The following is a 13,270-nucleotide window of genomic DNA, read 5'->3' as shown; positions in this document are numbered from 1 at the left end:
TATGCCAAATCTGTTTCCAACAAGCGGCGGAGAGTCTTCTTCGGTGCCTGGCATTCATACGGATGGAACGGCAAGGAGCGGTGTGAAGTTCGGCCGCAGTTGGCGCTTCGATTATGCTAAAGGTGATTTCGTCACGACCCCAACCGGGAAAATAGCGGACTGCATCGATGCGGAAGCATGGCTGGAGTGGTGCAAAAAAACAATTCGTACCGAGCGATATACTTACCTCGCGTACTCCAGGAGCTACGGGCAAGAATACGATGAGCTCATTCCACGCGGCTTGTCCCGCCGGGCGATCGAGTCGGAGATTGTACGGATGACGACGGAGGCATTAAAGACCGACCCGCGTACGGACAGCGTAGGCCCGTTCTCGTTCGAATGGGATGGCGAGCGCTGCCTGTTCCAATGCGAGCTAACGAACGTGCGCCAGCAAAAATCCAGGATTGACGGAAGTGTGGTGACAAGCTGATGGCGGCTTTGCCGAATTATTTGCAGGACCAAACGGAAGAAACGATACGCCAGCGCATGCTGGACAGCTTGCCCTCCGATCTGGATAAATCGGAGGGTTCTTTTATATGGGACGCGGTAGCCCCGACCGCTATCGAGCTTGCCCAAGCAGCGATTTGGGCGCAGGAAGTGCTGCGCAGAGGGTTTGCCGGAACTGCGTTCGGGCCGTATTTGGATATGCGCTGCGAGGAGCATGGGCTTACCCGGCGGGTGGCGGTGAAGGCCGAAGGGCAGGTGCATTTTACGGGTCAAGCAGGTACGGTGATTCCTGCGGGGACACGAGTAGCCACGCCGGCTGATCGGGTGACAGGCACCTCATCTGTAGAATTTGTAACGAAGCAGGAGGTTACGCTGGGCGAAACGGGTACAACTGCGGTTCGCGCTTTAGCGGTTGTCGCTGGCATATCCGGCAATGTAACGGCGGGTGCAGTTAGCATTATGGTTTCACCAATTCCGGGAGTAACGAGTGTCAGCAATATAACGGCGATGGAAGGCGGTATCGATACGGAGAATGACCCCTCCCTTTTAGCCAGATACCTTCAAAAAGTACGGAGCCCTTCAGCCGGAGGCAATAAAGCCGATTACGTAAATTGGGCGCTGGAAGTGCCCGGAGTCGGAGGCGTGTCCGTCGTTCCGGTTCGGGACGGCCCAGGAACGGTAAGCGTGGCTATTATCGGTAGCAACAATGAACCGGCCGACAAGTCTTTGGTAGAGGAAGTTCAGGAGTATATAGCACCGCCCTGGAAGATTAGGATCGAAGCCGAAGCGATGACTCTAAGCGGTCATGGGGTAACGATCGATCACGGAGAAGGGGACGACTCCGGCAGCAGTGTGAAAATGGACTATAGCTTGTCGGGAGCAGGTGAAGTGAGACAGGCACTGCATACGCTTTTGCCGCAGCCGGGAATATGGCAAGCCACCTCTTCGATCAAATTAAGCGATTCGTCTGGAACCAGTAACCTGCTTCAATTCGGAGTTTGGAACGTGAATATGAACGAATGGGTGAAAACAACGCCGAGCGGTGGCACAAATGCGCTCCGGACGCTCCAAGCGGACGATTTTTCCGTACTGTTTACCGGAGTAACCCAGAACTTTTATTGGAATGGTCAAGATCAGTTGGAGCTTCGCCTAACTCGCTTGCAGTCGGATACCTCGACTACGGTGTGGATTGATTTTTGCGATATCGTATCAACGTTCTCCACCAATTCCGGCGAAGGCAAAGCCCCGGTCGGAGCCCGGGTCACCATAGAGTCGGCAACTGCCGTGCTTGTAAACATATCTGCGGCGTTATCCATCGCAACCGGATATAACACTGACAGTGTCAAGGCCGCCGTCGTACAAAATATAGCTGAATACATCCGCTCGCTCGCGTTCTCTGACGACAACGACGTACGCAGCGTGCGAGTCGGTCAAGCCATTCTGGATACAACCGGCGTGCTCGACTACTCGAACTTGCTCGTGAATGGCGGGCCCGGCAATATAACGGTTGGAACGCAGGAAGTCGCTGTGCTTGGGACGGTGTCGTTCACATGAGCTCTTCCCCGATTACGAGCATACGCGGTCAACGAATGGCCGCTTATTTACCAGGCTACTATGAGACGTCCAGGGTCATTAGATCCCTTATGCAAGTGGAAGGGACCGAGGTTGACAAGCTTCGTGAGACGCTCAGCGGAGCGCTGGATCAATTTTTCGCTCGGTCGGCTACTTGGAGTTTGGATGCTTGGGAAAGCGAGCTCGGATTACCGCCCGCTCCCGAACAACCGGTTTCCGAGCGGCAGGACCGGATCGTATCCCGGATACGCGGAGTCGGAACGGCTACGATCCGGGTGGTGAAAGAAGTAGCGGAAAGCTACGAGCTGGGCGCGGTCGACATTATGGAGGATACGGCGGCTTATACGATCTGGGTTCGATTCGTCGATACGATCGGAGCCCCGCCGAATTTGGAAGATCTGAAGGATGCCGTCCGGGCTGTTCTCCCGGCTCATTTGCAAGTGGAGTATGCATTCAAGTATTTACTGGTCGGACAGCTTCATCAAACGATGACAATCGCAGAGATGCAAACCCGCCGAATGACGGATTTTGCTCCTTTTATTCCGAACTAGGAGGCTGATTTTCTTGTCGAGCACGACACCTAATCTCGGCTTGCATAAATACAATCCCGCTACTGACGGGAATTTGACCTTCAATATCGATACAGCACTCAATACCCCTTTCGACATCATTGATGAGAAGATCGGCAGTGAAATTGTAGCTGCTGCAGCAAAACCTATCACCATCCCGCAAGGTGTCAGCATCGTTCACTCAGATCGCAAATCTCGGTTCAAGGATATGAAGATTACCGGGCGGACGCTGGTTAATTTGCTCGGGCGGGATGGGAATTTTGAGAACGGAATGAACTGGAGTAAGTGGAAGGTAGATGCTGTAACCAGCGCCATAAACCCTGTAACCGGGATAAATCGTTGCAATGTCACCTTGCTGGATACGGCAGGGAATATAAATAAATATGGCCTAACTTTTTCAGCAGGAAAATACTATATCGCGCTTGCCGCCATGAAGAATTATACAACGGCAACAGGCCCGCGGATTGCTCTCGCCTATGTAAATGGCACAGTTGTAAACTCTCCCCATGTAACTGAAACTCAATATTTCCAGACGGTTTACGCTAAGGCTGCTATTACCGAGACAAGCACCAATGTTGGTATAGAGCTGCAGATGGGAGGGGCGTCGGGACAATCAGCCTTCGTTGACTCGGTTAGAATATACGAAATCACCCAAGCCGAGTACAACGCGCTGAACACCATGACTGCCGAACAAGTAGCTGCCAAGTATCCATATATCGATGACATGAAACATGTCAATGCAGTTTATGTTCAGAATCCGGGGAGGAATTTGGTGCCGCCTTTTTCGGAGTGGACCTCGGTGCACTCAAATGCGAACATAACTGATCCTTACAAACTAGTAATAACTTCACCTGATGTTGTATGGCATACGTCGTTTGTGCAAATACAGGTTGTCCCGAACACGACATATACGCTAAGTATAAGCGGGAACGCAGTCTATGCTGTCGGTGATGAAGTTAGCAACATCACTTATAAAAACTTTGATGCCAGTCCTACGCCGTTCTCATTCGTCACAAAAGGGACGTCTAAAATAGTCCAGATCTCGGTATCGAATGGGGCGGTAGTCGGTACGTTTACAGCGTCTAATCCATTGCTGAACGTCGGCCCCACATCTCTACCGTTTGAACCACAGCAGCCTTCTTATATGTATTTGCCTGATAGTAATTTGCGTTCGAATGTGGACGGTAGCGTAACGGATAAGATTTATATGGATGGCTATGGCAAACCGAGAGCAATTAGAAGGTTTCGCGAAATGGTATTGGATGGGTCATTATCGTGGGTTTTTGATGTTGATTTCACCGGGTACAAGACAGTAAAAGCAAATATCCAACTCGACCACTCGCCTTTACATCGAGTTGCGATTAAGTACGATGGCAAAGTACTGAAGAACTCGTCAGCAGGGGATGCTGCTGATTGTATCGATACGACCACTACAAATGGTAATATTTATATCTCCATCGCCGACGCTGATTCAGGTTGGGGACAAGATTACTCACCGACATCAGACGAGATTAAGGCGTATTTCAACGGCTGGAGAATTTCCTCAAATAACACTGCTTCACCAGCGCCGTATACCGGAGCAGGAAACAAGTTTTGGTATGGATTAGGAGCAATACCAGAAGGCCCGACATGGTATACATCTTCCAATGATATTAATGGGGTTGTAAACAATCAGGCTAACGGCCCGAGCCGATATAAACTCATGTATCAACTCCTACAAAGCGTTGACGAACCTATTAGCTACGAAGGTGAATTGATGCTGCATAATGGTGTTAACCAGATTGAGATGGGGACGGGAGTTGTTGTGCGGGAAAAGGCGAACGTTTATTACAACGGCATACAAAAAGCGTACTATATCAATAACAAGGATATGGGCGCATCTGCGTTGAGGAATAGAACAGACCATGTTCTCACAATTTTCAAAGACACCTTAGTAGATACCGCATCTTGGGAGTTAAACAGGAACTTAGGAGCCAATACCCTTCAAGCCTATATGCCACGTGTTGAAAAGTTCAGTTCTTCGTCTGCATACAGCGTCACTTATATTGCTCTCGATACGTACAAGTTCGGCATTGCTCCACTGACGATAACCGGAGTTGTGACACCGAACATGAAAGAAGCGGTGGATGATGCTGTTCATGTGATTAGCGAGCTTCGCCGGGATGTTTCCGTATTACAGACGATAAATACCCAGAAACAGCAGCCGCAACAGATTGCGCCGGCCCTTTTGAATGAGTGGACAAATAAGGGTAATGATTACCCGCCGATTGGCTACGCAAAAAATGACAACGACGAAACCGAAATTTTTGGAGACATTGCAGGGGGAGCTACAGCACAAGGAACAACTATAATGTATTTGCCTAGTAAGTATCGGCCTAAAAGGACGTTACTTTTTGACGTTAGCTCGTACAACGGTACGACTTGGACTACTGGCACCCTAATTATTGGTACAGATGGTCGAGTTTTTGTTGACCGAGGAATAAACTCAGAACACTTATTATTTAGAAATATTAAATTTAGAGCTGAATAGTAATCAGGAGGGTCTGCATGAAAGAAGCAATCAAGGTCGACTTAAATGGCTACTATATCGAACCGGAACTGGTCCCGTTGAGCGAATATGACGTAACACCAATTTTCAAGCAACCTGCATTGGAAGAAGAGCGCTTAGTAAAACTCGACCTAGTTCCAATAGGCTACCGTGTAGCCATTCCAGTCCCTCCAGGTCTGTTCAAGCCACGCTTCGATCTGGAGACGTGGGCATCGTACAGCGCATCAAAAGAGTATCAGCGAGATGAGTATGGCCAACTAATGCTGGACGGTAATGACCAGCCGATTCCTTTACCACACCCGGATGTGCAGTTCTGGACAGAAGGACTGACGCAGGAGGAGATTGAAGCGCTCCGGAATATCCCACAACCGGAAACGGATGCACAAAAAATTGCACGGCTGGAGCAGGATAAAGCTGCACTCGAACAGCGCCTTCAAGCAGCCGAAGGCGCTATTTTATTTCTGCTGGACAAAGATTGAAGGAGTGATACACATGTACAACTTCCTGCTTGGTATGTGGAAGCTAAAAAGAATCGACGAAGAGAAACTTCTCGGCTATGCTGCGAAATCGATTATTTCTGCGTCTGAGGCGGCAGCCATTCTCGCTCAACCCCAACATTCGTAAGTCCCGGGCCTTCGGGGTTTTCTTCAATAAAACGAAAGTTTTTCTTACTATGCCTAAGCTAAAGGAGAGCTTCTTATGGGTGATCAAGGAATGAACATGCTTTCCGATATCGCAGTCAAGGTCGGGAAGCTGGAGGCGTTGCAGGAGACGAATGCCCGGGCCATTCACGACATGGCTACCGGACTGAATCGTCTCATAAATAAGCTTGATCAGTCGGACGACATTGCGCGGGAAGCCGATCTTCGTGCGAAAACGGCGCACCAGCGCATTGACGAAGTGAAGATGGACTCCGATAAAAAGTGGTCCGGGGTTCAGGGAGATATCGAGTGGCTTTGGCGTACTGTTCTTGCAGCGGTCATTACCGGAGCTGTCAGCGGAGCAGCCGCCTTTGTTTGGAGCCAATTCAAATAAAGAAGGCGAGGATGCGTATGCAATCGCAGCTGTTCACCTGGCAGGCGCTGCTCAGCATCGGCGGCGCCTCGTTGCTTACCTTCTACATCGTGCAGTATACGAAGGCTCTGCTTGACAAGTTGCTGCCCAGAAGGCGTATACCGACCGATCTGTACGCAGTTGCTGTGGCGTGGTGCATACTGCTCGCGGCTCAATTGGCAACGGGTACGAGTGTCGATTGGCGCACTTGCTTTCTCGCGTTTGCCAATGCTTTTCTTGTCGCCGCTGCGGCAGGACAGATTCAAGCGAAATCGCTGCATCCGCCAGGAGGGAAGGACACATGACCAGCGTAACCAAAGGCTTTGACTGCGCAACACCGTTAAACGCATCACTCGCAGCCGCCTTCAAGGAGCAGGGCTTCGACTTTGTATGCCGTTATCTTGTGCCGCAGGGCTGGAAGCGGCTGACTCGGGAAGAGGCGGAGGCTATCAGCGAGGCTGGCTTGAGTCTCGTTTCCGTATACGAAACGACGGCCGACCGGGCGCTTGGGGGGCGGGAAGCGGGGCTTCGCGACGGAGTAATTGCGGCGCGAACGGCGCAAGCGATCGGCCAACCGGAAGGTAGCGCAATTTATTTCGCTGTCGATTTTGATGCGACGGCGGCGCAAATGCCCACGATCATCGAATATATCCGTGCTGCCGGGGAGGCATCGCCCGCTTATGTGACAGGCGTATATGGCTCCAGCGCGGTCATTGAAGCGGTGCGTGCCGCCGGGGCCTGCTCGCGCTTCTGGCAAACGTACGCCTGGAGCCGGGGACACAAAGCGGACGGAATCCATCTATACCAGCACCGAAACGATATTCAAGTTAACGGCATCGGTATCGATCTGGACGAATCTTATGGAGACGAAGGATGGTGGAGCACTTTGAATTACAGGCTCAAGGCGGAGGATGTGAATGAGATTATCGAGCGTTTTTTGGCGCACGAGTTCGGTAAAGCCTCCGGGGCGGATAAATTGCGGCGCAACGAGCTGGCAAACGAGCTGCGAAGAGCGTCCGGCCAGCCATTGCACATGTATGTTCCGGAGCACACGGAATAGCATATGGGCTAGACAGTTTACAGATTGGACAAAAAGGACAATCATGATGAAATTACAAGAACGTGCGTTCTTGTTTTATAATCAGGACAGGAATAACTTCATTAAGAGCAAAACAGACGGCCGCTCGCCAAGGGCGGTCTTTTTGTCGCTCCTGTCATCTCATGCAGTACATCACGGACAGGAGGAAAAGTAGAGCATGGGTGTGACTGGAGTGAGATCGAGAAGGAAACGGAAGCCAGGCTGCAAGCAGCCGGATAGATGCGTCTCCTGTATTTGGGGACGATGGGAGGCGAACAGGCAATTTTGCATGAGGCCGGTTTGCGTTCGGGAAGAGGCCGCTAGGATGGTAACGGCTTTGAAAGGAGGTGGTGGCTGAACGCGAGGTAGTGAACACGGTGATCGAAGTGTTTACCTCGATGCGCAGCATGCAAGTGTTTACATCGTTTAGGTGGTGATAAGGTGCAAGTCACATTTAACGACGTGCGAAACGGCGTTGTTCGTGCGCTGGAAGAGGAGTTCCCCAACATCGCAGTTTCCAGCGAGGAGATCAATCCATTGCCCGATCCGCCTCGTTTTTTTGTACGGCTGCTGGAGCCGACGCACACGAAGGAGCTTGGTCAGCGCTACCGGCGCGAGCATCCAATCGTTGTCCAGTATTTTGCAGTTGGCGGGGACAATGCCGACATGTACGACATGGCCGAGCAGCTTACTGGCGTGCTCAAGCAAATCACGCTAGGCGACTATAAGAAAACAGGCAGAGCTATGCGTGTTCAAATTATTGACGATGTCCTGCATTTTTACGTAACCTACAGCTTTATCGTGTGGGAGCCATCACCGGATGTGCCGACCATGCAGACGCTCAATCAGGAGGGAAATGTGATTGAAACGTAAAGGCGAACAAGAATCCGTCCAACCGGATGTACCCCAGACTCCGAGCGCCCGCTATACCAAAGAGCAATTTCTGAAATCCCGACATCGATCGGGCAGGGAGAAGGATATTCTGTCCGCTGTGCTTGACGATGGAACGACCTGCACGATAGCTGAGACTGAAGCGGCTATGCAGGCATTTTTAAATAAGGAGGCTGAATGATTTGGCAGGTGGAACTTTTTTGACTCAAAACAAAGTACTTCCCGGTGTATATATCAATTTTACAGGCAAGAGGCAAGCCGTGGGTGCGGTAGGCGAGCGCGGAACAATGACAATGGGGTTGTCCATGTCATGGGGTACGCCGAAGACGGTTATCGAAATACATCCAGGCGATGACCTGAGCGTTACGCTTGGCTACGACATTACAGCTTCGCAACTGCTGCTAGTCCGTGAGGCGCTCAAACGAGCACAGACAGTGTTATTGTACCGTTTGAATTCGGGAACAAAGGCGACTGTTACGACGGGCAATTTGACGGCTACGGCGAAATGGGGCGGCATACGAGGTAACGATTTATCCGTCGTCATCCAAACCAATCTGGATGATGAGGATTTATTTGACGTCCATACCTTGTTGAGCGGTGAGGTTGTGGACACGCAAACCGTCGCTGCAATCCCCGGACTTGTCGCCAACGATTGGGTAGTATGGAGCGGCACCGGAAACCTTGCGACGACAGCCGGAGCCCCCCTCGTCTCAGGCGCCGATGGTTCGGTGACAAATAGCGACTATTCGGACTATTTGTCCGCGATCGAATTATACGATTTCAATACGATCGCCTATCCGGGGACAGCCAACGATCTGAAAGCCCTGTATGTGGCCTTTGCCAAACGGCTGCGCGACGATGAGGGGAAAAAGATTCACGTAGTGTTGGAAAACTATACAACTGCCGATTTCGAAGGCGTGATTAGTGTCAAGAATGGCGTGAGGCTGTCGGATGGGACGATCCTGACGGCAGCTCAAGCCACAGCATGGGTAGCTGCTGCGACGGCCGGGGCAGCCATGAACGAATCCTTGACTTACGAGGCCTACGATGACGCTGTTGATGTCGGGACGCGCTACACCAACTCCCAACTGGAGGCAGCGGTATCGGCTGGGGAATTCGTGTTCGTGCCGGCCCAGGAAAAGGCAAAGGTTCTGGTCGACATTAACAGCTTCACTAGCTTTGAGCCGACCAAAGGAAAGATGTTCAGCAAAAACCGCGTCATTCGCGTGCTGGACGGCATCGGTAACGATTTTAAACGAATCTTTGAGTCGGCCTATCTCGGTAAAGTCGGCAATAGCGCTGACGGCCGTGAATTGCTCTGGGGCGAATGCGCGGCGTATTTGCGAAATCTCCAAAACATCGGCGCGCTGCAAAACGTCGATCCCCAAACGGACTTGTCGGTGCAGCAGGGCACTGATTCGGATAGCGTGTACATCGAAGTGAATGTGCAGCCGATCGACTCGGTCGAGAAAATCTACATGAAAGTGACGGTGGGCTAAGATGGCGATTTTGAACGCGCGCGATACTATTTCCGGGCAGGACGGCACAGCGTTTGCTACGATCAACGGCGAAAACATCGAAATGTTTTACGTCAAAAAGCTGGAAGCCAAAATCGAAAAGGACAAAACGGAAATCAAGACACTGGGCCGCCGGGGCACGCAGCATAAGACGACTGGATGGAAAGGCACCGGTACGATGACCATCTTCTACGTGACATCGCGGTTCCGTAAGATGATGATCGATTACGTGGACAAAGGCGAAGATACGTATTTCAGCATCAAAGTGACGAACGATGATTCGGCATCCGGGGCCGGCCGACAGGTGGTCATCTTGAAGGACGTCAACCTGGACAGCGTCATTATGGCGGCGCTGGACACCGACTCGACGGCGTTGGAGGAAGAGGTCGCATTTACGTTTGACGGTATCGAATTGAACACCATTTTTACGGAATTATCCTGAGGAGGACATGAATCATGAGTGATTTGAGCGTATTTTTTGCCCCGAATGCTGGCGTGGCAGAGATGGTGGAGTTTGCTGTATCGAGCCGCTTCAAGGACGCCGCAGGTCAGCCGGTTTCGTGGCAACTGCGCAGTATGACCGAAGCGGAGAACGAGGACATCCGTCAAGCGGCGACCAAACGAGTGCAAGTCAAAAAAGGAGTCACCATACCAGAGACAAACCCGACGGAGTACGTTGCTAAGCTTATTGTGGCAAGCGTTATTTTCCCCAATCTGAAAGACAGCAAGCTGCAAGAATCGTACGGCGTGATGGGAGCGGAAAGTCTGCTTCGGAAAATGCTGCTGCCGGGCGAATATGCGGCTCTGGCCGAAAAGGTACAGGAGCTGAACGGCTTCGACAAAAGCGTGCCCGATATGGTTGATGAAGTAAAAAACTGATCAAGGAGGGCAACGGTGAGGCCAACTACGCCTACTATGCCCTCCACGAGCTCCATATTTTACCGCAAGATTTAATACGGATGTCCCGGCGCGAGAAGGCCGCGATTTATGCCATGATCGATATACGGATTGAAACGGAAAAAAGCCGAATGAATAAAAAGTGAAAGGCGGCCTTCCCTCTCCCAGTGACATTGGGAAGAAAATGCGGGGGGAAGGCTGCTGGTACAAAAAACGACTCTGTGAGCTTCACAACGAAACGCCCATTCCGGGCGTTTTTACTTTGCCCGGGAAGGAGGGCGCTAAATGCCGACGATCAATACCAGCTTACAGCTGTTTAATAATGTTTATGCTGCATTGGTTAAGGTGAACCAGACAATAAATATAACCTTGAACCGCACCGAACGTCTTCGAGGCAAGCTTCAGCGTAGTGTGACTTTGATTATTGATATAACCGAGGCAATGGATCGCATCGAGCGGGTGAGAAGACGTATCCGCACTATTGACGGGTCAATAACTTTGCGGGCGGTACTCGACACTAACAACATTTTGCGAAGTATCAAACAAGTTCGGCAGCGAATCGGCAATATGAGAATACGTGTGCTGTTGGATGCGGCCAATGTGTTGGCGCAGGCAGTCTCTATTCGTAAGGACTTAGAGGCACGTTTAAAAATTGAACTGCCTTCATCGCTGAAAACGATGCTTCAGAGTTTGCGCAGTCTTGTTCAAAACCTGGTTCGCGCCGTCGGTCAATTGCGTTCGGCCAGCAAAGGTCTGACTCAGCAGCAATCCGGGGCAGCTCCGGCCATGCAGAAAGTGGTGGCGTTGCTGCATCAAATGATTGCGCTTCAGCAGCAGTTGGGCCAGTTGCAGAACCAACCGGCAGACGCGGCCAAAAAGTCGGAAAACGCGCTAGGCGGATGGCTCGGGAAGCTCAAGGGTATCGTCGGGCAGTATTTGTCCATACAATCGTTATCTGAAGCCGCAAAAAAAATCGGTGAGGTCGGCAGCGCCATGCAGACACAAGAAAATCAGTTTGGAACCCGGCTTGGCGACTTGAAACTAGGAAAGCGTATGATGGCAACGTTGGTCCATCAGGCGAATGAACTGAATGTTTCGGCTACCGAGCTAGGGCAGACCTGGAACGGATTTTTGCCGCTCGCGCAGAATGTGGGCCAGCTCAAGCAAATGGCGGAATGGACCAACCGGCTTGCCAGGCTTGATCCGGCGCAAGGTCTCGAGGGAGCGTCAGCTGCAATGAAAGAAGTCATGTCCGGGGATGCACAATCGCTTGTAGACAGCTATAACATTCCGCAAACTCTCGCCGATCAACTGACGGGTGCGGCCAAAACCGGGAACTTCGATCAACTGGGTGCGGCGATCGAACAAGTTTTCGGCAAACTCAACCTGACCCGCGGGCAAATGGACGCGCTCAATGCGCAACCATTTAATCAATTGAAGGGCGATATCGAGGTTCTTGGCAATCTTTTCTCGGTCTTCTCACTGAACGCAGTAACAAAAGTGGCTGAACTTTATGTGTGGTTCAAAGAGCATATCCCGGCGGCCATCCAAAAGACGATTGCGTTCTTCTCGGGTCTGTGGGCTGCCGTATCTCCGGTGCTGTCCGTGGTAGTACAGGGCATAATGATCGCAGGTGCCCTATATCTGGGGTACTTGTTGATTCTAGCGGCTGCTGCGGTCGTGTCGGCGGCGATAGCCGCCGCAGCATGGATCGCCGCAAACTGGCCTTTGTTGCTTATTATCGCGATTGTCATCGCGGTTATCGCCATATTTATGTATTTTGGCGGAACCGTATCCGATGTTGTCGGAGGGATGGTTGGCATACTCTTCTTTCTTGGAGCGGTCATTTGGGACGCGATTGCCGTGATTATTAAACTCGTGATTGACCTAGTGTTATCACTAGGCGAGAGTTTCTTGAATATGGCGGCAGGGGCCGTAAAAGCAATCGAATTGGTTGGCAATGCTATCTTGAGCGGGCTGGTGAACACAATCGATTTTGCCATCCGTGGTATAAATCAACTACTTAATCTGTTGAACCATATTCCCGGCGTCAAGATCCCGAATATCCCGAGTGCAAGTCAATTAGGGATACCTACATCCGTTAATTTGGGCAGCAACCAATTGGCGAATATGGCGCAGCAACTGGGTCAATTCCGCCAAAAAGCTATATCGTCCGTTCCCATGTTAAATCCGATAGATTCCTACAATGCTGGATTCGGTTATGGCAAGGGAATGACAGACAGTGCGATCGAAGGAGCGGGCAACCTGGGAGGCAAGCTTAAAGGAATGATCGGCGGTTTGACGGGTATGTTTAAGGTTGACTCGGATGGTTTGCTGCCAGACGACACGTTACTGGGAGGCGGTCTCAACATTAACAATGTCAATAACGTCGATCACATCAAGGATACGGTGGATGTTAGCAGTGAGGATTTGAAGGTGATGCGCGATATTGCCGAGATGAAGAACATTCAGAACTTCGTCTCGCTGACACCGTCGGTTACGATCGGAGAAGTGCATCAGTATACACCGACCGATGTCGATGTGATGATGGAAAATATTAAACGCGTTATGGAGAAAGAGGTTGCTAACACCGCGAAAGGGGTGTATGAGCTATAAATTACGAAATTTATCTTGGTTTCAACAATCAGGCCGAAGGGTT

Annotated in this window: 15 protein-coding genes; all 15 read left to right on the top strand. The window is 51.1% G+C overall.

All coding sequences use genetic code 11. The annotated features are described in order from the left end of the window. Position 1: 1 nt before the first annotated feature. A complete protein-coding gene (locus tag D7M11_RS05965) occupies positions 2 to 469 on the top strand; it encodes a DUF2634 domain-containing protein (RefSeq protein ID WP_120746247.1) in 468 nt (155 codons plus the stop codon). Next, positions 469 to 2,040, top strand: a complete 1,572-nt coding sequence (locus tag D7M11_RS05960; RefSeq protein ID WP_120746246.1) for a baseplate J/gp47 family protein — start codon at positions 469 to 471, stop codon at positions 2,038 to 2,040. The genes D7M11_RS05965 and D7M11_RS05960 overlap by 1 nt, the downstream gene beginning before the upstream one ends. Next, positions 2,037 to 2,609 carry a putative phage tail protein gene (locus D7M11_RS05955; RefSeq protein ID WP_240040972.1) on the top strand — a complete coding sequence of 191 codons (573 nt, stop codon included), beginning with the start codon at positions 2,037 to 2,039 and terminating at the stop codon, positions 2,607 to 2,609. Before D7M11_RS05960 ends, D7M11_RS05955 begins: the two co-directional genes overlap by 4 nt. 13 nt (positions 2,610 to 2,622) lie before the next feature. Beyond that, complete coding sequence (locus D7M11_RS05950; RefSeq protein ID WP_120746245.1) at positions 2,623 to 5,157, top strand: hypothetical protein; 2,535 nt, start codon at positions 2,623 to 2,625, stop codon at positions 5,155 to 5,157. A gap of 17 nt (positions 5,158 to 5,174) precedes the next feature. Next, positions 5,175 to 5,654, top strand: a complete 480-nt coding sequence (locus tag D7M11_RS05945) for a hypothetical protein (protein WP_120746244.1) — start codon at positions 5,175 to 5,177, stop codon at positions 5,652 to 5,654. A gap of 13 nt (positions 5,655 to 5,667) precedes the next feature. After that, entirely contained in the window at positions 5,668 to 5,799 is a 132-nt protein-coding gene (locus D7M11_RS37725) for a hypothetical protein (RefSeq protein ID WP_275671661.1), read from the top strand. A 75-nt stretch (positions 5,800 to 5,874) separates the two neighbouring features. Further along, complete coding sequence (locus D7M11_RS05940) at positions 5,875 to 6,210, top strand: hypothetical protein (protein WP_120746243.1); 336 nt, start codon at positions 5,875 to 5,877, stop codon at positions 6,208 to 6,210. 11 nt (positions 6,211 to 6,221) lie between these two features. Beyond that, positions 6,222 to 6,533 carry a hypothetical protein gene (locus D7M11_RS05935; RefSeq protein WP_240040971.1) on the top strand — a complete coding sequence of 104 codons (312 nt, stop codon included), beginning with the start codon at positions 6,222 to 6,224 and terminating at the stop codon, positions 6,531 to 6,533. After that, positions 6,530 to 7,288, top strand: coding sequence for a DUF1906 domain-containing protein (locus D7M11_RS05930; protein WP_120746241.1), 759 nt, complete (start codon positions 6,530 to 6,532; stop codon positions 7,286 to 7,288). The genes D7M11_RS05935 and D7M11_RS05930 overlap by 4 nt, the downstream gene beginning before the upstream one ends. A 459-nt stretch (positions 7,289 to 7,747) precedes the next feature. After that, a complete protein-coding gene (locus D7M11_RS05925) occupies positions 7,748 to 8,179 on the top strand; it encodes a phage tail terminator family protein (protein ID WP_120746240.1) in 432 nt (143 codons plus the stop codon). Further along, positions 8,169 to 8,378, top strand: a complete 210-nt coding sequence (locus D7M11_RS05920) for a hypothetical protein (protein WP_120746239.1) — start codon at positions 8,169 to 8,171, stop codon at positions 8,376 to 8,378. The genes D7M11_RS05925 and D7M11_RS05920 overlap by 11 nt, the downstream gene beginning before the upstream one ends. Positions 8,379 to 8,397: 19 nt before the next feature. Beyond that, positions 8,398 to 9,696: a phage tail sheath family protein gene (locus D7M11_RS05915; protein ID WP_338042476.1), complete on the top strand. Its 1,299-nt coding sequence runs from the start codon at positions 8,398 to 8,400 to the stop codon at positions 9,694 to 9,696. 1 nt (position 9,697) lies between these two features. Continuing rightward, the gene (locus D7M11_RS05910) at positions 9,698 to 10,156 is read left to right on the top strand and encodes a phage tail tube protein (protein WP_120746237.1); all 459 of its coding nucleotides are present in this window, start codon (positions 9,698 to 9,700) and stop codon (positions 10,154 to 10,156) included. Positions 10,157 to 10,170: 14 nt separating this feature from the next. Then, positions 10,171 to 10,593, top strand: coding sequence for a phage tail assembly chaperone (locus D7M11_RS05905; RefSeq protein WP_120746236.1), 423 nt, complete (start codon positions 10,171 to 10,173; stop codon positions 10,591 to 10,593). Between the two features lie 303 nt (positions 10,594 to 10,896). Beyond that, the gene (locus tag D7M11_RS05900; protein ID WP_120746235.1) at positions 10,897 to 13,227 is read left to right on the top strand and encodes a hypothetical protein; all 2,331 of its coding nucleotides are present in this window, start codon (positions 10,897 to 10,899) and stop codon (positions 13,225 to 13,227) included. The last annotated feature ends 43 nt before the right edge of the window (positions 13,228 to 13,270 follow it).

Source organism: Paenibacillus ginsengarvi (assembly GCF_003626695.1).
GTDB lineage: Bacteria > Bacillota > Bacilli > Paenibacillales > NBRC-103111 > Paenibacillus_AB > Paenibacillus_AB ginsengarvi.
The sequence above is the reverse complement of the archived record's forward strand: the minus strand, read 5'-3'. Positions and strand labels throughout refer to the sequence as shown.

Coding starts and splice junctions, on each gene's coding strand:
- D7M11_RS05965 (WP_120746247.1), top strand. CDS start 2: ATGCCAAATCTGTTTCCAACAAGCGGCGGAGAGTCTTCTTCGGTGCCT.
- D7M11_RS05960 (WP_120746246.1), top strand. CDS start 469: ATGGCGGCTTTGCCGAATTATTTGCAGGACCAAACGGAAGAAACGATA.
- D7M11_RS05955 (WP_240040972.1), top strand. CDS start 2,037: ATGAGCTCTTCCCCGATTACGAGCATACGCGGTCAACGAATGGCCGCT.
- D7M11_RS05945 (WP_120746244.1), top strand. CDS start 5,175: ATGAAAGAAGCAATCAAGGTCGACTTAAATGGCTACTATATCGAACCG.
- D7M11_RS37725 (WP_275671661.1), top strand. CDS start 5,668: ATGTACAACTTCCTGCTTGGTATGTGGAAGCTAAAAAGAATCGACGAA.
- D7M11_RS05940 (WP_120746243.1), top strand. CDS start 5,875: ATGGGTGATCAAGGAATGAACATGCTTTCCGATATCGCAGTCAAGGTC.
- D7M11_RS05935 (WP_240040971.1), top strand. CDS start 6,222: ATGCGTATGCAATCGCAGCTGTTCACCTGGCAGGCGCTGCTCAGCATC.
- D7M11_RS05930 (WP_120746241.1), top strand. CDS start 6,530: ATGACCAGCGTAACCAAAGGCTTTGACTGCGCAACACCGTTAAACGCA.
- D7M11_RS05910 (WP_120746237.1), top strand. CDS start 9,698: ATGGCGATTTTGAACGCGCGCGATACTATTTCCGGGCAGGACGGCACA.
- D7M11_RS05905 (WP_120746236.1), top strand. CDS start 10,171: ATGAGTGATTTGAGCGTATTTTTTGCCCCGAATGCTGGCGTGGCAGAG.
- D7M11_RS05900 (WP_120746235.1), top strand. CDS start 10,897: ATGCCGACGATCAATACCAGCTTACAGCTGTTTAATAATGTTTATGCT.